Annotated in this window: 16 protein-coding genes; 7 read left to right on the forward strand and 9 right to left on the reverse strand. The window is 73.1% G+C overall.

Annotation, left to right across the window (positions count from 1 at the left end; genetic code table 11):
- Positions 1-69: 69 nt before the first annotated feature.
- Positions 70-1,080, reverse strand: a complete 1,011-nt coding sequence (locus ACFYYF_RS23195; protein WP_388778659.1) for a Gfo/Idh/MocA family protein — start codon at positions 1,078-1,080, stop codon at positions 70-72.
- 80 nt (positions 1,081-1,160) lie between these two features.
- Here ACFYYF_RS23195 and ACFYYF_RS23200 point away from each other — a divergent pair, with 80 nt between their 5' ends.
- From ACFYYF_RS23200 to ACFYYF_RS23210, 3 genes are read left to right on the forward strand one after another with little or no spacing between them, the layout of a single operon-like run.
- Positions 1,161-2,570 (forward strand): multidrug effflux MFS transporter, encoded by a 1,410-nt coding sequence (locus tag ACFYYF_RS23200; RefSeq protein WP_388778663.1) that lies wholly within the window; start codon positions 1,161-1,163, stop codon positions 2,568-2,570.
- Positions 2,516-3,697, forward strand: coding sequence for a serine hydrolase domain-containing protein (locus tag ACFYYF_RS23205; RefSeq protein ID WP_388778666.1), 1,182 nt, complete (start codon positions 2,516-2,518; stop codon positions 3,695-3,697). The genes ACFYYF_RS23200 and ACFYYF_RS23205 overlap by 55 nt, the downstream gene beginning before the upstream one ends.
- 51 nt (positions 3,698-3,748) lie before the next feature.
- A complete protein-coding gene (locus ACFYYF_RS23210) occupies positions 3,749-4,744 on the forward strand; it encodes a small ribosomal subunit Rsm22 family protein (protein WP_388778669.1) in 996 nt (331 codons plus the stop codon).
- Between the two features lie 58 nt (positions 4,745-4,802).
- Here ACFYYF_RS23210 and ddaH read toward each other — a convergent pair whose 3' ends face one another.
- Complete coding sequence (gene ddaH / locus ACFYYF_RS23215; protein ID WP_388778672.1) at positions 4,803-5,642, reverse strand: dimethylargininase; 840 nt, start codon at positions 5,640-5,642, stop codon at positions 4,803-4,805.
- 428 nt (positions 5,643-6,070) lie between these two features.
- Here ddaH and ACFYYF_RS23220 point away from each other — a divergent pair, with 428 nt between their 5' ends.
- Positions 6,071-6,805, forward strand: coding sequence for a bifunctional DNA primase/polymerase (locus tag ACFYYF_RS23220; RefSeq protein WP_388778674.1), 735 nt, complete (start codon positions 6,071-6,073; stop codon positions 6,803-6,805).
- A 90-nt stretch (positions 6,806-6,895) separates the two neighbouring features.
- Here the strand turns inward: ACFYYF_RS23220 and ACFYYF_RS23225 are convergent, their stop codons facing one another.
- From ACFYYF_RS23225 to ACFYYF_RS23255, 7 genes are all read right to left on the reverse strand, one after another.
- Positions 6,896-7,936 (reverse strand): hypothetical protein, encoded by a 1,041-nt coding sequence (locus ACFYYF_RS23225; protein ID WP_388778677.1) that lies wholly within the window; start codon positions 7,934-7,936, stop codon positions 6,896-6,898.
- Positions 7,893-8,768, reverse strand: coding sequence for an iron uptake transporter permease EfeU (gene efeU, locus ACFYYF_RS23230; RefSeq protein ID WP_361678139.1), 876 nt, complete (start codon positions 8,766-8,768; stop codon positions 7,893-7,895). Before efeU ends, ACFYYF_RS23225 begins: the two co-directional genes overlap by 44 nt.
- Before the next feature lie 2 nt (positions 8,769-8,770).
- Positions 8,771-10,081 (reverse strand): iron uptake transporter deferrochelatase/peroxidase subunit, encoded by a 1,311-nt coding sequence (gene efeB / locus ACFYYF_RS23235; RefSeq protein WP_361678142.1) that lies wholly within the window; start codon positions 10,079-10,081, stop codon positions 8,771-8,773.
- A gap of 10 nt (positions 10,082-10,091) precedes the next feature.
- Entirely contained in the window at positions 10,092-11,240 is a 1,149-nt protein-coding gene (gene efeO, locus ACFYYF_RS23240; RefSeq protein WP_388778680.1) for an iron uptake system protein EfeO, read from the reverse strand.
- 178 nt (positions 11,241-11,418) lie between these two features.
- A complete protein-coding gene (locus ACFYYF_RS23245) occupies positions 11,419-12,294 on the reverse strand; it encodes a heme ABC transporter ATP-binding protein (protein ID WP_388778682.1) in 876 nt (291 codons plus the stop codon).
- Complete coding sequence (locus ACFYYF_RS23250; protein WP_388779189.1) at positions 12,291-13,331, reverse strand: FecCD family ABC transporter permease; 1,041 nt, start codon at positions 13,329-13,331, stop codon at positions 12,291-12,293. The genes ACFYYF_RS23245 and ACFYYF_RS23250 overlap by 4 nt, the downstream gene beginning before the upstream one ends.
- 284 nt (positions 13,332-13,615) lie before the next feature.
- Positions 13,616-14,620, reverse strand: a complete 1,005-nt coding sequence (locus tag ACFYYF_RS23255; protein WP_388778685.1) for a hemin ABC transporter substrate-binding protein — start codon at positions 14,618-14,620, stop codon at positions 13,616-13,618.
- Positions 14,621-14,738: 118 nt separating this feature from the next.
- Here ACFYYF_RS23255 and ACFYYF_RS23260 point away from each other — a divergent pair, with 118 nt between their 5' ends.
- From ACFYYF_RS23260 to ACFYYF_RS23270, 3 genes are all read left to right on the forward strand, one after another.
- Complete coding sequence (locus ACFYYF_RS23260) at positions 14,739-16,151, forward strand: HtaA domain-containing protein (RefSeq protein WP_388778687.1); 1,413 nt, start codon at positions 14,739-14,741, stop codon at positions 16,149-16,151.
- A gap of 131 nt (positions 16,152-16,282) precedes the next feature.
- Entirely contained in the window at positions 16,283-17,800 is a 1,518-nt protein-coding gene (locus ACFYYF_RS23265; protein WP_388778690.1) for an HtaA domain-containing protein, read from the forward strand.
- A gap of 116 nt (positions 17,801-17,916) precedes the next feature.
- Positions 17,917-18,561, forward strand: a complete 645-nt coding sequence (locus tag ACFYYF_RS23270) for a PhzF family phenazine biosynthesis protein (RefSeq protein WP_361678155.1) — start codon at positions 17,917-17,919, stop codon at positions 18,559-18,561.
- The last annotated feature ends 77 nt before the right edge of the window (positions 18,562-18,638 follow it).

The raw sequence follows: 18,638 nt of genomic DNA on the forward strand, positions 1-18,638 counted from the left end.
GCGGCGTTTGCCGTTCCTTGGTGAACCGCCGGGCGCCGCCGTACGTGAGGACCGGCCGCCGCCGGTCTCCTACGCCTCCGTCTCGGAGGGGTAGCGGACGCCGATGCGCTCACGGATCGTGTCGAGCGTGCGCATCACGGCGAGCGTGCCGTCGAGGGGGACGAGAGGGGACTCGGTCTCGCCGGCGCGCAGGGCGCGCATCACCTCGGCGGCCTCGTGCTTGAGGCTGGTGCGGGGGCCGGAGGCGGGGTCGGCACGGAAGGTCTCCGGCTCGCGGCCGTCGCGGTGCAGGACGAAGTGCTCTGGGAAGAAGAAGCCGCCCGGGACGTCGATGCGGCCGGCGGAGCCGGTGACGGAGGCGGCGACGGGGGTGCCACCGTTGATGGAGCAGTGCACCGAAGCCAGAGCACCGCTCTCGAAGGAGAGCAGTGCACCCGTCTGGAGATCGACGCCCTCATCGGAGAGCACCGCTCTCGCGACGATGTCCGAGGGCTCCCCGAGCAGCAACTGCGCGAACGACACCGGATAGACACCGAGATCGAGCAGCGCGCCGCCGCCCTGCGCGGGGTCCCGCAGCCGGTGCGAGGGCGGGAACGGACCGGCCAGGCCGAAGTCGGCCTGCACCGTGCGCACGTCACCGATCACCCCGTCGTCGACCAGTGCCTTCAGCCGCCCGACCAGCGGATTGCAGTACATCCACATGGCCTCCATCAGGAAGCGGTCACGCCCGCGGGCGAGCGCGACCAGTTCCCCGGCCTCGCGCGCGTTCAGCGTGAACGCCTTCTCGCACAGCACGTGGCGCCCCGCCTCCAGGCACATCCCGGCGGCCACGCGGTGCGCCGAGTGCGGCGTGGCGACGTACACGACGTCGACGTCCTCGTCCGCGGCGAGCGACGCCCAGTCCCCGTACGCCCGCGGGATCCCGAACCGCTCCGCGAACGCCTGCGCCGGGGCCTTCGAGCGCGAGGCGACGGCCACCACCTCGGCGTCCGGCATGTCCACCAGGTCCGCGGTGAACGCCGCGGCGATCCCGCCGGTCGCCAGAATCCCCCACCGCACGCGTTCACGCTCGCCCGTCATGCCCGCCCCTTGATCCGTGACTCCGAACTCGCTGTCCGAACTGAGAGCATAGGGGCCGCATCTTTAGGAGAGGGGGGCACATGCCCGAGCGTGGCCGCACCGCGCGGGACCAGGAGGACCCGCGGGGGCATATACCGGAGGCAGCGACCGCGGGCACCGCCCCGGCCGCCGCCGGGGAGTCGGAACCGGCCGCCCGGACGCCGTCCGCCGCCCCCGGGACGGAACCCGGCGCCGCAGCGCGAGCGCACGCCGGACCCGGTGGAGCGCGCCGCACCGGACTCCTCGTCACCTTCGTCCTCGGCGGCCTCACCGCCACACCCCCGCTCGCGATGGACATGTACCTCCCCTCGCTGCCGGAGGTCACCCGCTCCCTGCACGCCCCGGCCGCCACCGTGCAGCTCACGCTCACCGCGTGCCTCGCGGGCATGGCGCTCGGGCAGCTCGTCGTCGGACCGATGAGCGACCGGTGGGGCCGCAGGCGCCCGCTGCTCGCCGGCCTCGCCGTCTACGTCGTGGCCACCGCGCTGTGCGCCTTCGCGCCCGGCATCGGCCTCCTCGTCGCCTTCCGCCTCGTCCAGGGCCTCGCGGGCGCGGCCGGGATAGTGATCGCCCGCGCGGTCGTCCGCGACCTCTACGACGGCGTGGCGATGGCCCGGTTCTTCTCCACCCTCATGCTGATCTCCGGCGTCGCCCCGGTCGTCGCGCCGCTCGTCGGCGGACAGATCCTGCGCTTCACCGACTGGCGGGGCGTGTTCGTGGTCCTCACCGCCGTCGGCATCGCGCTGTCGGCCCTCGTCTGGGCGAAGCTGCCCGAGACCCTCGCCCCCGCGGACCGGCACGGCGGCGGCGTCGGCGAGGCGCTGAGCGCCATGCGCCGCCTGCTCGCCGACCGCGTCTTCACCGGTTACATGCTCGCGGGCGGCTTCACCTTCGCGGCCCTCTTCGCCTACATCTCGGCCTCCCCGTTCGTGATCCAGGACCTGTACGGCGCCTCCCCGCAGACCTTCAGCCTGCTCTTCGGCGCGAACTCCGTCGGCCTCGTGATCGCCGGGCAGATCAACGGCAAACTGCTGGTCGGCCGGGTCGCGCTGGAAAAGGTCCTCGCCACCGGCCTCGCCCTCGTCGTCCTCGCGGCGACCGCGCTGCTGCTCATGTCCACCGGCGTCCTCGGCCGGGTCGGGCTCGCCCCGGTCGCCGCCGCGCTGTTCGTGCTGATGTCCGCCATGGGCCTCGCCCTGCCCAACACCCAGGCCCTCGCCCTCATGCGCGTACGGCACACGGCCGGTTCCGCCTCCGCGCTGCTCGGCACCTCCTCCTTCCTCGTCGGCGCGGTCGCCTCACCGCTCGTCGGCGTCGCGGGCGAGCACACCGCCGTCCCGATGGCCGTCGTCCAACTGGTGGCCGCCACGGTGGCCGTCGGCTGCTTCGTGGGACTGTGCCGTCCCCGGCGGACGGGACGCACTTCGAACGGAAAAGGGGCGGAGAACTGAGCGCACCAAGACTGCGGAACGGCACGCCGGAACGCGCGGGACTCGACGCGGGTGAACTGCGCGGGCTCGTCCAGGAGGCCGGCGACCTCACCCGCGGACCCGACCCGTGGGCGGCGGGCGTCGTGGTGGTCGCGGGTCGGGGCCCGGTCATCGCCGTCGAGGCGGCGGCCGGCTGGGCGGTGCGCTACGCGGCCCACGACGAGGCGAAGGACGCCGGCGTCGAGCTGCCGCCGCACGCCCGTGTGCCGATGACCGTGCACACGCCCTTCGACCTGGCCTCCCTCACCAAACTGTTCACGGCGGTCGCCGCGGTGCAGCAGCTGGAGCGCGGCACGCTGGGCATCGACGCGCGCGTCGGCGCGTACCTGCCGGAGTTCCGCGCGGCCCGCGAGCACGGCATCACCGTACGGCAGCTGCTCACGCACACCTCCGGGCTGCGCCCCGAACTCCCTCTGTACGACTGCCCGGACGACACGGCCCGGACGGCGATGCTGCGGGCCGAGGCGCCCTCCTCGGAGCCGGGGGAGTACCGCTATTCCGACGTCAACCTGCTCCTCCTGCAGTACGTGCTGGAACGCGTCACCGGCCGGGGGCTCGACATCCTTGTCAGGGACGGCATCACCCGCCCGCTCGGGATGAACGCCACCACCTTCGGGCCCTGCCCCGGAGCGGCGGCCACGGAGGACCAGCGGCGGCCGTGGGCCAAGGCGGACCGGGGCATGCTGCGGGGCGTGGTGCACGACGAGAACGCCTGGGCGCTCGGCGGGGTGGCCGGGCACGCCGGCCTGTTCTCCACCGCACGGGATCTGGCCGTGTTCTGCCGCACCCTGCTCGCGGGCGGCTCGTACGGCCCGGCCCGCATCCTCGGCCCCGACTTCGTGGAGCTCCTGCTGACCCCGCCCGGCCTCGGGTTCGCCCTGGACCAGCCCTGGTTCATGGGCACCCTCGCGGGCCACGGCGCGGCCGGGCACACCGGGTTCACCGGCACCTCCCTGGTGCTGGACCCGGCGACGGACACGTTCCTCGTCCTGCTCGCCAACACGGTCCACCCCCGGCGCCGCCCGGCGGACAACGCGCCCCGCGCGGCGGCGGCCACCCGGCTGCGCCGGGCGGTGCGCGGCACCTGAGCTGGCGCCCGGCCGGTACGGGGGACGCACGGCACCTGAGAGAATCGGGCCGTGAACGCCCCCGTACCCTCCGCCGACATCCTGCGCAGCGCCCTCGCCGGACTGCTCGACGGCCTGCCGCCGAAGACCGCCGCGCAGGCGGTCGAGCGGCTGATCGCGAACTACCGGGGCACCACCCCGACCCACACGCCGGTCCTGCGGGACCGCTCGGACGTGGCCGCGTACGCCGCGTACCGGATGCCCGCGACGTTCGAGGCGGTGTGCGCGGCACTGGAGGCGTTCGCGGACGCGACGCCCGGCTGGGTACCGGGAAGCCATGTGGACGTCGGCGGCGGTACGGGCGCGGCGACCTGGGCGGTGAACGCCACCTGGGAGGGCGTCCGCCCGGTGACGGTGCTCGACTGGGCCGAGCCGGCTCTCGCGCTCGGCCGGGAGATCGCCGCCGCCAACCCGGAACTGGAGGGCGCGGCGTGGCAGCGCTCTCGTATCGGAGCGGCGCTCACCATCGAGAGCACTGATCTCGTCACCGTCTCCTACGTCCTCGGCGAGCTCACCGAGGACGACCGCGCCTCGGTCGTGGACGCGGCCGCGGGCGCCGCCCAGGCCGTCGTGATCATCGAGCCCGGCACCCCGGACGGCTACACCCGGGTCCTCGCCGCCCGCGAACGCCTGATCGGCGCCGGCTTCCACGTCGCCGCGCCCTGCCCGCACAGCGCCGCCTGCCCCATCGTCCCCGGCCAGGACTGGTGCCACTTCTCCGCGCGGGTGGCCCGTTCCTCGCTGCACCGCCAGGTCAAGGGCGGCTCCCTGGCGTACGAGGACGAGAAGTTCAGCTATGTCGCCGCGACCCGCTTCCCCCCGGAGCCCGCGACCTCGCGCGTCGTGCGCAAGCCGCAGATCCGCAAGGGCCAGGTCCTGCTCGACCTGTGCGAGCCGGACGAGGCGCTGCGCCGGGAGACGGTGACCAAGCGCCACGGACCGCTGTACAAGGCGGCCCGCGACGCCGAGTGGGGCGACGCCTGGCCGCCGCCGGAGGACGCCTCCTAGGTCGTCCCGGGGGCACCTTCGGGTCCCGGATCACCCGGCCGCGTCTTCGGATTCCGGGTCACCCCGGGGTCCCGGGAAGGCCGCGCAGTTCCTGCGTGCAGCACTTCACGCTGCCGCCGCCCTTGAGGAGTTCGCCGAGGTCGACGCCGACGGGGACGAAGCCGCGTTCCCGGAGCGGGTCGAACAGGCCCGCCGCCTCCTGCGGCAGCAGCACGTGCAGACCGTCCGAGACGGCGTTGAGGCCCAGGGCCGCGGCGTCCTCCGGCGTGGCGGTCAGCGCGTCCGGGAACAGCCGGCGCAGCACCTCGCGGCTGCCGGGGGAGAACGCGGGCGGGTAGTACATGATCTCGTCGGTGGCGTCGTCGAGGACGGCGAGCGCCGTGTCCAGGTGGTAGTAGCGGGGGTCGACCAGGTCCAGGCCGATCACCGGGCGGCCGAGGAACTCCTGCGCCTCCCCGTGCGAGAGCGGGCTCGCGCGAAAGCCCCGGCCCGCGAGCAGCCAGGACCCGGTGACGACGAAGTCGCCCTCTCCCTCGTTGACGTGCTCCGGCTCGCGGATGCGCCCGTGGCCGCGGGAGCGGAACCACTCCAGGTGCGCCGCCGCCTCCGCCTCGCGCTGCGGGTAGGCGAACCGGGCGCCCAGCACCCGGCCGTCCACGACCGTGGCGCCGTTCGCGGCGAAGACCATGTCCGGCAGGCCCGGACGCGGGGCGAGTTCCTCGACCGAGTGGCCGAGGGAGCGGTAGCGGTCCCGCAGGTCCTCCCACTGGGCGAGGGCGAGCGGCACGTCGACGGGCTTGGCGGGGTTCATCCACGGATTGATCGCGTACGTGACGTCGAAGTGCACCGGTGGGCACATGAGGTAGCGCCGGGGCGTGGCGCGGCGAAGAGGGTGCAAGGAAGGCTCCTTACGCAACCGCAGGGGCAGTTGATGCTCATGGTGCGGTGCGCCCGGCCCCGGGAGCGGGAGGCGTGCGGGTGGTGTCCACCGGATCCGCCCCGCTCCGGCCCGAGGACGGTGAGGAGCACTGGTGCGCGCGCGGCACGAGTCCGCCGACCCGCGGCGCGTCTTCGCGGCGAGTGGCAGGCGAGTGGCATCGGTCTCGTACGACTACGCGGACGGACCGGCCGGCTACTCCCCGCACGGGCCCGTCCTCCGCCCAGCGCCCGCGAAATCATCCCTAATCATGCAATAACACCTGATCAGGGCCTGGTGGACGCATCGCCCCACCTACCCCGGTTGTCGGCTCCGGCCACCCGGAGCCCAGGATGGTGGGACGATGGGCGAGGACGAGTCGCACAACGGCGAGGCAGGCGAGGGGATAGATGAGCGCAGAGTTCGGCCGCCGCTCCGGCGCGTGGGACAGGTTCTCGAAGTGGCTGCGCGGAGGCCGGCCCGATGCCCCGGCCGAGACATCCGCCGACGGCCGAGAAGCCCTGCTGCTCGCCGCCGCCGCCGCGGGGCTGCCGCTCGCGCAGGCCGCGTACCCCTCCGGCTACCGCTGTTCCTGTGACCGCGTCGGCTGTCCCACCCCCGCGCGCCACCCCGTCTCCTTCGCCTGGCAGACGCAGTCGACGACCGACCGCGCCCAGATCGAGCGCTGGGCCAGGCACCAGCCGAAGGCGAACTTCATCACCGCGACCGGCATGGTGCACGACGTCCTGGACGTCCCCCTGGACGCGGGCCGCGAGGCGCTGGAGCGGCTGCTGGCCTCGGACATCGAGGTCGGGCCCGTCGCGGAGACCGGCGACGGCCGCATGCTCTTCTTCACCCTCACCCGCGGGACGCCCGAGGACGAGGACGAGTGGTGGCCCTGCGAGCTGGACTGCCACCCCGAGACGATGGACGAGCACCCCGGCTTCCGCTGGCACTGCCGCGGCTCGTACGTCCTCGTGCCGCCGGCCCAGCTCCCCGGCGGTCTGAGCGTCGACTGGGTGCGCGGACCCGAGCATCCGCTGCCGGACCCGCTCACGCTCCTGGAGATCCTGACCGACGAATGCGCCCGCTACGCGGGGGAGAACGGCGCGGACCAGCTCGCCGCCTGGCCCCACCGGGGCTGAGCACCCGCCCGGCGCCGGGCACCGCCGGGAGCGAAGACCCACCGGCGCCGGAGACCCGGGTTCCGCCCGGGGCGCGGGCGTGGCCCCGGGCTATTCGCCCTTGGCGCCCGTCAGCCCCTCGACCCGTCCGAGGACGGACACCTGCCCCCGGCCCGAGCCCTTCGGCGGGTCCAGGACGACCTGGTTGGAGACGAACTCCAGGGTCAGGGACTGGTTGATCTCACCGGTCGTCAGGGCCTGGACCTCCGCGCTGGGGGAGGGGATCTCGGTGCCCGCCGCGGCGGTCTCCTTCTCGAAGCGGTGCGTGGCGAAGAAGACCAGCGCCCCGCCGTCCGCGGTGCGCAGCCCCACCGGCGCGTAGTCGCCCGAGGTCAGCGGCTGGTCGATGTACTGCCGGGCGAGGCCGGGACGGCTGGCGAACTTCTCGCGCTGGGCCCGCCACTGCGAGGTGTGGACGCCCTCGGCGAAGGTGTCGCCGCCGTCCTTCAGATAGGTCGCGTACGACCGGCCGAGCTTGCGCGGCTCGACGGCGAGCGCCGCGTCGTCGGCGGCGACGGGCCGCGCCCAGCCGCTCCCGTCCTTCGCGAACTCCGGTACGTCACCGGCCCCGAGGACGGTCAGATACGAGGCCTGCCACTTCTCGCGGGCGTTGTCCCGGGTGAAGACGAGCAGCCAGCGGCTGCCCGACAGGCCCTTGTTGGCGGTCGCGTTCGCGACGAACCAGCGCGGCCAGCCCGCCTTCGCGGGGATGGAGAACTCGGCGTCGTCGAACTCCAGCGCCGAATGCGTGGGATTGCCGGCCGGTTTGGCGGCATGTCCGGCCTTCAGCTTGGCGCCGTCGATGGCCGCGAGCGGACCGGTCACCCGGTCCGCGTCCTTCGAACGGTCGTACGTCGCGTCCGCCTTGTTGTAGGCGTCGGTGAACTCCCGCAGAGCGCGGGCGGCTTCGGCGCGGGTCGTGGCCGGGACGACCTCCCGCTCGCCGTGCACCACCACGCAGCCGCTCGCCGACGCCAACAGCGCGGTCACCGTCGCCGCCAGGGCGAGACGGCCGAGACGGCCGTCCGCCAGGCCGAGACGGCCGAGACTACGAGGCCTTCGAGGGCTGCGACCCGTGCGATCCCTGCTCATCAGGTGCCTTCACCTTCTTCTTCCCGGAGGCGAACCCTACCGGGGCGAAGAAGATCGTGAGCGTCGGGACCAAGTACAGCGCCCACACCGTGACCTGAAGAACCGTCGGGTCGGGCTGGAAGTTGAAGACGCCCTTCAGCAGGGTGCCGTACCAGCTCGTCGGCTCGATCGTGCCGCTGATGTCGAACGCCAGGTTCGTCAGGCCCGGGACGAAGTCGGCCTCCTGGAGGTCGTGGACGCCGTACGCGAGCACGCCCGCGGCGACGACGACCAGCATGCCGCCGGTCCAGGTGAAGAACTTGGCGAGGTTGATCCTCAGCGCGCCGCGGTAGAACAGCCAGCCGAGCAGGACCGCGGTGGCCAGGCCCAGCGCCACGCCGATCAGCGGGCGGGGTGTGCCGTCGCTGGCCGCGTGCACCGACGCCCATACGAACAGGGCGGTCTCCAGGCCCTCGCGGCCGACCGCCAGGAACGCGGTCGCCACCAGCGCGCCGGTGCCCATGGCGAGCGCCGCGTCCAGCCTGCCGTGCAGTTCGGACTTCAGATGCCGGGCGGTGCGCCGCATCCAGAAGACCATCCACGTCACCAGGCCCACGGCGAGGATCGACAGCGAACCGCCGAGCGCCTCCTGGGCCTGGAACGTCATCTCCTGGGAGCCGAACTCCAGCGCGCAGCCGAAGGCGAGCGCCACGGTGATCGCGACGCCGATACCGGCCCAGATCGGCTTCAGGGCGTCCCTGCGCTCCGTCTTCACCAGGTAGGCGATGAGGATGCAGACGACGAGGCTGGCCTCCAGGCCCTCGCGCAGGCCGATCAGGTAGTTGCTGAACACGGCTACGCCTCCTTGGAGAACAGCGCGCGGCCCCACCAGTCGTCCTTGTCGCGGACGCCGGGCGGAACGGCGAAGACCGCCGAACTCACGTGCTGGATGTACTCGTTGAGCGCGTCGGAGCGTGACAGGTTGCGCTGCAGGGGGATGAACCCCTTGCGCACGTCCCGCTGGTAGGCGAGGAAGAACAGGCCCGCTTCGAGGCGGCCGAGACCGTCGGTGCCGTCCGTGAAGGAGTAGCCGCGGCGCAGGATCGTCACCCCGTCGTTGGACTCGGGGTGCGCGAGCCGGACGTGCGCGTCGGGCTTCATCGCCTTCAGGAACGGCTTGTCGTGCTCCTTGGCCTTGCCGACCGGGGCGCCCTCGCCCTTGTCGCGGCCGAAGATGTCCTCCTGCTCCTGGAGCGGCGTACGGTCCCAGGTCTCGATGTTCATCCGGATGCGCCGGGCGACGAGGTAGGAACCGCCGGTCATCCAGGCGGCGTTCGCGTCGTTGTCCTTCTCGTCGGCCCACACGAACTTCTCGAGCCGCGCGGTCTCGGTGCCCGCGATGTTGCGGGTGCCGTCCTTGAAGCCCATCAGGTTGCGCGGGGTCTGCGCGTCCGGGGTCGTCGACGACGTCTTGCCGAAGCCGAGCTGCGACCAGCGGATGGCGACCTTGCCGAAGCCGATGCGGGCCAGGTTGCGGATGGCGTGCACCGCCACCTGCGGGTCGTCCGCGCAGGCCTGGATGCACAGGTCGCCGTCGCTGCGGGCCTTGTCCAGGTTGTCGCCGGAGAACGCGGGCAGGTCGACGAGCGCCTCCGGCCGCCGGTCCGACAGGCCGAACTTCTCGAACAGTGAGGGGCCGAAGCCGATGGTCAGCGTCAGCCGGGACGGCTTGAGGCCGAGGGCCTCACCGGTGTCGTCCGGCGGAGCCTCGGCGAGACCGCCGTACGCGCCCTCGCCGACCGTGTGTCCGGCGGTCATCCGGGCGGCGGCCTGCGTCCAGTCCTTGAGGAGCTGGACGAACGCGGCGCGGTCGTCGGTCTTCACGTCGAACGCGGCGAAGTGCAGCCGGTCCTGCACCGCCGTCGCGATGCCGGCCTGATGCGGGCCGTGGAAGGGGACGGCGGCACCGGTGTCGGCGCCGGCCGGTTCGACGTCGTTGCCGACGCGGGTCATGGCGACGGCACCCCCGGCCGCGGCGGCGCCGAGCGCGAGCCCGGCACCGCCCCAGCCGATCAGGGAACGCCGGGTCGGCGCGGAACCGGCGGGCGCGGCCCCGGCCGCGTCGGCGCCGCTCGTACCGTTCGTGCTGTTCTGGGTGTCCGTCATGGCGCTGCTCCTACTTCACGACGGCGGCGGCGAGCTTGGACAGGGGCTCGGCGAGCGCGTTGACCGCGTCCGAGAGCTCCTTGCGGTCGGCCTCGCCGACCTTGTCGTACGAGGTGAAGTCGTACGAGGTCTTGTCCGCGCGGTACTTGTCGAGCAGCGTGTTCAGCGCGGCGAACTGCTTGTCGAGCTCCGTCGTCAGCGCCGCGTCGTTCTCCGTGGCGACCGGCTTGAGCAGGTCGTACGCCTTCTGCGCACCCTCGACGTTGCCCTTGAAGTCGCTGAGGTCGGTGTGCGAGTAACGGTCCTCCTCGCCGGTGACCTTGCCGCTGGCGACCTCGTCGAGCAGTTCCTTGGCGCCGTTGGCCATGGAGGTCGGGGTGATCTCGGCCTTGCCGACGCGCTTCTGCCAGTCGGTCAGGTCGGTGACGAGCTGGTCGGCGAGCTGCTTCTCGCGGTCGCCGATCTTCTTGTCCTTCCAGAGGGACTTCTCCAGGCGGTGCCAGCCGGTCCAGTCCGTGGCCGGGTCCTGGCCGTCCTCCAGGCCGTCCTCGCGCACGTCGACCTTCGGGTCGATGTCACCGAAGGACTCGGCGACGGGCTCGGTGCGCTCCCAGCCGAGGCGCGAGGTGGCGAACTCCTTCTTCGCGGCCTCGATGTCCCCGGCCTTGATCGCCTTGGCGAACGCCTCGGCCTTCGGCAGCGTGGCGTCGGCCTGCTCCTGGGCGTACTCGCGGTAGGCGGCGACGGCCTTGTCGAGGCGCGGGTCGCGCTTGGCGACCTTGCCGCCGGTCACGGTGAGCTTCTGGCGGACGCCGTGGCCCTTCATCCCCGGACGGCAGGCGATCTCGTACGAACCGGCCTTCACCTCGGCGGTGAGCGTGTACTTGGTGCCCGGGCCGATGTTCTCCTTCTCCGAGACGATCCGGTCGTCGGGGAAGACGATCTCGACCTCGGTGGCCTGGGACCCCTTGTTCTCGATCTTCAGGGTGACCTGGCCGGCCGGCACCGTCTTGGCGGAGGTGTCGCACTTCGAGTCCGCGGCGGTCACCTGGATCGCGTCGCCGTTCTTCGCGTCGCTCTTCTGGGTGCAACCCGTGACGGCGGCCAGAGCGGCCGCGGTGGCGGCAGCGGTGACAACGGACAGTCGGACGGCTCGCATGCAGGCTCCAAGAGAAGTCGGACAAGCCGCACGGCGGGGCCCGTTCGGCATGGTGAGGCTGGCCTAACTTATCTGAGGCTTGCCTGACTGATACCCACCCATGCGGTGATTCACCTCTCACAGCAGCCGTACAGGAACGGCTTGATCACGGCGACTCAAAACGGACCCCATGGGAAGGTCAAGAGAGGGTCAAGGAAGGTGGTTCGTCGCGTTTCGGGGTGATGACCGCTTCGCCGGTCCTGGGGTGCGGGAACACCTCGACCGGCTGCCGGTAGACCTCCGTCAACAACCCGTCGGTGAAGACCTCCAGGGGCCGGCCGTCGGCCGCGACACGACCGGCGCACAGCATCGCGACCCGGTGCGCGTAGGCCGCCGCCAGGCCCAGATCGTGCAGCACCACGACCACCGCGTCACCGGCGTGCGCCCTTTCCCGGCACACCCGCAGCACCAACTCCTGGTGCCGCAGGTCGAGTGCGGCGGTCGGTTCGTCGAGCAGCAGCAGCGGCGCGCGCTGCGCCAGCACCCGGGCGAGCGCCACCCGGGCGCGCTCCCCGCCGCTGAGCGCGCCGAACGGGCGCGTGGCGAAGGCCGTGACCTCGGTGGCGGCCATGGCCGCGCCGACCGCCGCGTCGTCGTCCCGCCGCGTGCGGGCCCAGGGCGCCCGCCCCATCCGGACGACCTCCTCCACGGTGAACGGGAAGGAGAGCGTCGCCGCCTGGGGAAGTACCGCCCGCCGCAGGGCGAGTTCGGTCGGGGACCAGTCCCGCACGGGGCGCCCGTGGAGCCGTACGACCCCTTCCGCGGCGGGCAGGTCGGCCGCCAGCGCGGCCAGGAGGGTCGACTTTCCGGCCCCGTTGGGCCCCACCAGCGCGAGCACCTCGCCCGCGCGGGCGGTGACGTCGACACCGCGCAGCACCTCCCGGCCGCCGAGCCTGACCCGCAGTCCCTCGGCCTCGGCGAGGACGTCGCCGGGTGCGGGCGCCGACGGCGGTACGGGCCGCGCCGCACGCGGGAGCCGCAGGAGCCCGGTGCCGTTGCCTCTGGTCGGGTTCACGCCCAGCCTCCTTGTCTGCGGCGGGTCCTGCGCAGCAGCCACAGGAAGAACGGGCTGCCCAGCAGGGCGGTGAGGACGCCGAGGGGGAGCTCGGCGGGCTGCGCGAGGGTCCGGGCGGCGAGGTCGGCCGCGAGCAGCACCACGGCGCCGCCGATCGCGCTGCCCGGGATGAGGAAGCGGTGTCCCGGCCCGGCCGCCATGCGCAGCAGATGCGGTACGACGAGACCGATGAAGCCGATGATCCCGGAGACGCTGACGGCCGCCGCGGTGAGCAGCGCGATGACCAGTACGAGGACGAGCCGCAGCCGTTCGACGTCGACGCCCAGGTGCCGGGCCGGGCGTTCGCCGAGGGCCAGCAGGTCGAGCCGGCGGGCGTACAGCGGTGCCAGGGCGAGGCCGGTCGCGGCGCAGGGCAGGACCGCGAGGACCTTCGGCCAGGTCGCCTGGGCCAGCGATCCGAGCTGCCAGAAGGTGATCTGGCTGACGGCGGCGGAGTCCGCGAAGAAGAGGAACAGTCCGATGAGGGCCCCGGTGAAGGCGTTGAGGGCGATTCCGGTGAGGATCAGCGTGACGACCTCGGTACGGCCGCCGGAGCGGGACATGGCGTAGACGAGCAGGACGGCGGCCAGGCCCGTGACGAAGGCGACGGCCGGGACGGTGAAGGTGCCGAGGAAGTCGAGGCCGAGCGCGATGGTCGCGACCGCGCCGACCGCCGCGCCCGACGAGACGCCGATGACCCCGGGTTCGGCCAGCGGGTTGCCGAACACGCCCTGCATGAGGGCGCCCGCGCAGCCCAGCGAGCCGCCGATGAGCAGCGCGAGCACGATCCGCGGGAAGCGCACGTCCCACAGGACCGACTCCGGGACCCGGCCCAGCGCGGTGCCCCCGAGACCGGCGCGGTGCGCGACGGAGGCGAGCACGTCGCCGGTGGGGATCGGGTACGCGCCGAGCCCGGCCGCCACCGGGACCAGGACGAGCAGGGCGGCGAGCAGCCCGGCGGTCAGGAGCCAGGGCGCGCCCCGCACCCGTCCGCGCACGGGCGGCGCGGCGGGGCTTCCGCCGACGCCGTGTCCGGTGAGCGGTCCGGTGTCCGGCTTGGGGTCGGGGCCGGTGGCGGGCCTGGTGTCCGGTTCGGGTCCGGACCCGTTGACGGGCGTGGTGGCCGGGTCGGGGTCGGGTCCCGTGACCGGTTCGCTGACCGGCTCGGCGAGGGATCGGGTGTCCGGTTCCGAGGCCGGATCGGTGTCCGGTTCGGCTTCCGGCCCGGCGGGTGTGCCGGGTGCCTCGGGGGATTCGGGTGTCGGGCGGTCGAGGGCGGCGGTCATCGGGTGGCCCCGTACAACTGCCGTACGAGCGACTTCAGTACCTGGTCCGTGCGGGGTCCGTAGTTGAGGAGCACCCCGTCCTCGATGGACACCACCCGCCGGTTCGCGCCGGCCGGCGTCTGCGCCACGCCGGGGATCTTGACGAGCCCGTCGATCCCGCCGACGGAGTCGAGTCCCTTGGACATCACGAGGATCGCGTCGGGCGCGGCCCGGACGAGCGCCTCGGTGGTGATGGCGGTGAAGTCCTTGTCCAGACCCGACTCGGCGCCCGCGTCGACCGCCCCCGCCGCCTCCAGCAGCGAGGTCGCGCCCGAGCCGCGGCCGCCGATGAGGTAGACGGAGGCGGAGCCGCGGAGGTAGAGGAAGGCGACGCGCGGGTGGTCCGCGTGGGCCGGAATCGCCGTGCGCACGGCGGCGATCCGGTCCCGCGACCGCTCGGCCAGCCGCTCTCCCGCCCCCGGTACGCCGAGCGCGTCGGCCACCGTCCGGATGCGGGTGCCCACATCGGCGAGGCCCCGCGCCGGGGCGACGACGAGGACGGGGACGCCTGCGTCGCGGATCTGCTTCATGGCCTCGTCCGGCCCGGTCGTGGACTCGGCGAGGACGAGGTCGGGGTGGAGGGAGAGCACGCTCTCGGCGGAGACGTCGTGGTTGCGGGTGACGAGGGGCAGTTCCGTCGCCTGGTCGAAGGTCGCGGTGATGTCGCGGGCCACCACCCGGTCGCCGAGCCCGAGCGTGAAGGTGATCTCGCTGAGGCTGCCGGACAGCGGAACGATCCGGTCGGCCTTCTCGACGGTCGTCCTCCTTCCGTCGAACGACCGCACCGTCACCGGGAGTCGGGGCGTTCCGGGGGACGTCAGGGGTTCGACGCGGTCGGTGTCGTCCGATGCGTTCGTCCCGGTCGCCGCCGCGGGAGCGGGGCCGTCGGCGCCCCCGCATCCGGTCAGGGCGAGGGTGAGGGCGAGCGCCGACAGCAGCGCCCCCGCCAGTCGTGTGCGCAAGCGTTGCACTGTCCCGTTGTTCCTCTCGGTCCTCTTCCAGCACGTCCGGTCGATAGTTTAGGTTAGCCTTACCTAAGTCGCCAGGGGTTCTCCGGACCCCGGAAACCGGAGGACACCCATGACCGCGCGTTCGAGGGCCCTGGCGGCCGCCGTGGTCTGCGTGGCCGTGCTGGGGGCTCTGCTCACCGCCACGGCAGCGCACGCGACGAGCCGCACCGTGCGGGGCGGGCGGCTCGACTGGGGCATCAAGTCGTCCTTCCAGAGCTATGTCACCGGGCCCATCGCGAAAGGGAGTTACTCCCTGACCGGGGGAGCGGCCACGGTCGGCGCGAGCCGGTTCCGCTTCCACTCCGCCACCGGCTCCTACGACGGCGCTACGGGCTCCTTCGCCGCCGCCTACTCCGGCGGAGTCCACTTCGTCGGGCACCGCAAGAGCGGCGGCGGCTACGAACTCGACCTCACGATCAGCCGCCCCACCGTCCGCATCGCCGGCGGTGGCGGCACCCTCTACGTCGACATCACCAGCAAGGCGAAGGGCACCGGGACGGTCACGACGTCCACGGCGGTGCCCTTCGCCACGCTGTCCCTCGGCGGCATCGACATGAGGGGCGGCGGTACGGCGGTTCAACTCAACAACCTTCCCGCCACGCTCACTTCACAGGGCGCCCGGTCCTTCGCCGGCTACTACACGGCGGGCACGGCGCTCGACCCGGTGAGCCTGGAGGCGGACGTCCCGGCCCCGGCCAGGCCCTCCGCCGCACCCGCCACCTCACCCGCCACGTCCCCGGCGAAGAAGGCCGGGAAGACGGCCTCGGGCGCGATCGAGGACGGAGCCGTCGACTGGGGTGTGCGCCGCACCTTCCGCGAGTACGTCACCGGGCCCGTCGCCGACGGGAAGTGGACGCTCTCCTCCGGGGCCCAGGACGGTGGCGCGCTCTTCCGCTTCCCCGCGGGCGAGGGCACGTACGACAGGAGGAAGCGTGTCCTGAAGGCCGGATTCGACGGAACCCTGCGCTTCACCGGCCGCCACGGACTCGACCTCCGGCTCGGCGGACTGCGGGTCGTCGTCGCCGACGGCAAGGGCACGCTCTACGCCGACGTGACGAGCGCGGACCTCACCGGGAAGCGGGTCCCGCTCGTGACCTTCACGGCCAAGGACCTGACACCCGAGGACGGGCTGCTCCAACTCACCGAGGCGCCGAGCAGGTTGACCACCCGCGGCGCCGAGGCGTTCGGCGGGATGTACCGGGCCGGCACGCCGATGGACCCGGTGACCCTCTCCATCGCCCTCACGGACGGCGCTCGGCTGCCCGCCCTGCCCGACCTCGGGGGGTCCGCCTCCCCCTCGCCCGCGCCGAGCGCGTCGCGGACGCCCGGCACCAAGGCCGCCGCCGCGCCCCGCACCGAGAACACCGCGAGCGGCGGCCCCGCCGGCGGGTCGGCCCTGCCGATCGGTCTCGCCGCCGGGGCGCTGTTCGCGGCCGCGGTCGCCTTCGGGCTCGTCCGCAGGCGCCGCGCGCACACGGACTGACCCGCCCCCCCCGCAACGCCCCACCCCCGAGCCCGACTTGTCCCGCATCCCGCAACCCCGCATCCCCAAGCCCGACTTGTCTCGCATCCCTCAACCCGACCCACCCCGAACCTCCGAGGAGACCCACGATCATGGCCGCCCTTCGTCGCCGCCCTCTCGCACTCGCCGCCGCCGTCGCGGTCGCCCTGGGGGCCGGCGCCCTCGCCGTGACCAGCGCGTCGGCCGCCGAAGCGCCGCTCAAGGACTACGAGTTGACCTGGGGCATCAAGCAGTCCTACCGCTCGTACGTGACCGGGATGGCGGCCGGCTCCTTCACCCCGGCCGACGGGGCGACGCAGGCGGCCGGGAACGGCGCGTTCACCTTCACCGACGGCAGCGGGACGTACGACTCCGGCACCCACGCCGTACGGCTCGGCTTCGCGGGCAGTCTGAAGATCGCCTCCAAGCTGCACGGCTTCGAACTCACCCTCTCGGACGTGAGATTCGACAGTGCCGCGGCCGAGATCACCGCCGATGTGACGAGCGGGGGCACGACACAGAACGACGTGCCGCTCGCCGACGTCACCGTGACCCGCACGATGACGGACATGGAGACCAGGCTGACGAAGGAGGCGGCGACCGTCCTCGGCAGCGCGGGCTACGAGGGCGCCGCGGGCGATCCGCTCACCGTGACGCAGAAGTCGGCCGCGACGCAGACGCCGTCGCCGACGGCGAGCCCGACCGCGACGGATTCCTCGTCCCCGGAGCCGACTGCGTCCACGTCCGCCTCCAGCTCGCCCTCCTCCTCCGCGTCGTCCTCCGCCTCCTCCGCGTCGCCCTCGGACCCGGCCTCGGGAAGCGCGAGCCCGAGCGTCTCGGCCTCCGGGACCGGTGCCGCCCCGCAGGGCGAGATAGCGGACGGCACCCTCGGCTGGGGCGTGAAGCAGTCCTTCCGTACGTACGTCGTGGACGGCGCCGCCCACGGGAGGATCACCGCGTCCGGCGGGGCGTCGCAGGCCGCCGGCAACGGTGCCTTCACCTTCCCGGACGCCACCGGCACCTATGACACCGAGGCCGACACCCTCTCGGCCTCCTTCAAGGGCGCGGTCAACTTCAAGGGCCACGAGTCGAACGGGGCCTACGGTCTCGACCTCACGCTCAGCGACCTCGCCGTGGAGCTCGACGGCGGCTCCGGCGAGCTGACCGCCGACGTCGACAGCCTCGGCGAGACCTCCGACGACGTCGTCCTCGCGGACCTGAGCACGAACACCGCCGACCTGAAGGCGACGGACGACGTGATCACCCTGGACGGGGTGACCGACAGGCTCACCAAGGCCGGCGCGGAGGCGTTCGGCGGCTTCTACGCCGAGGGCGCCGAACTCGACCCGGTCGGCCTCTCGGTGGCGCTGAGCGACGACGCCCAGCTCCCGGACGGGGACGGCGGCTCGGACTCCGGCTCCGGTTCCGGGTCGGGCTCGGGCGGCTCCGGTACGTCGTCGGGCACCACGGGCGGCGCGGGGACGACCGGGTCCACGACGGGCGGTGCCGGCGGTGCGCTGGCCTCCACGGGGTCGGAGGTGCCGGCCGGAATGCTCGGAACCGCGGCGGCCGTGACCGTCGCCGCGGGTGCCGGTGCGGTGGTCGCGATGCGCAGGCGGCGGACCGTCTGATCCGCGCGATCCGGACCGCCCGCCTCCGACCCCGTCCCCGATCGCCGGGGAGCTTTCGGAGGTGGGCGGTCCGATTGTGGGTCACCGATCGGGCGGATGAATGTTTGAATGCCGGAGTGACTGACTACGACGTGCTGCGGGTCTTCTGTGGACCGGGCGGCGGGTATGGCAATGAGCTCGGTGTCGTGCGCGAGGGCTCGGTGATGCCGGACCGCGCCGAACGGCAGGAGTTCGCCGCGAAGCTCGGCTTCAGCGAGACCGTGTTCGTCGACGACCCCGAGCGCGGGATCATCGACATCTACACCCCCTCGCTGCGGCTGCCGTTCGCCGGACACCCGTGCGTCGGGGTGGGCTGGCTGCTCGACGTGCCCGAACTGGTCACACCCGCCGGTGTGGTGGGGGTCCGGCTGGACGGAGAGTTCAGCTGGATCGAGGCGCGGGCCGAGTGGGCGCCGCCGAGGACGCTCCGGCGGCACGGGACCGCGGCCGAGGTCGAGGCGCTGGCCGTGCCGCCGTCGGGGGAGTGGATCTACGCCTGGGCCTGGGAGGACGAGGCCGCGGGCCGGGTGCGGGCCCGTGCCTTCCCCGGCCGCAACGACGGCATCGAGGAGGACGAGGCCACCGGAGCGGCGGCACTGCTGCTGACCCGGCAGCTGGGCCGGGCCCTCAACATCACCCAGGGCGTCGGCTCCCAGATCCTCACCGCGCCACAGCCGGGCGACTGGGTGGAAATGGGCGGCCGAGTCCGCCTGGAACGCTGAAACGACACCACCAGGAACGCAGAACAGGCCTCGCACCGACCGGCGGGCCCACACCCCTCAGGGCCGGGCCAGTTCGA

This window comes from Streptomyces sp. NPDC001914, assembly GCF_042891215.1.
Classification (GTDB): Bacteria; Actinomycetota; Actinomycetes; order Streptomycetales; family Streptomycetaceae; genus Streptomyces.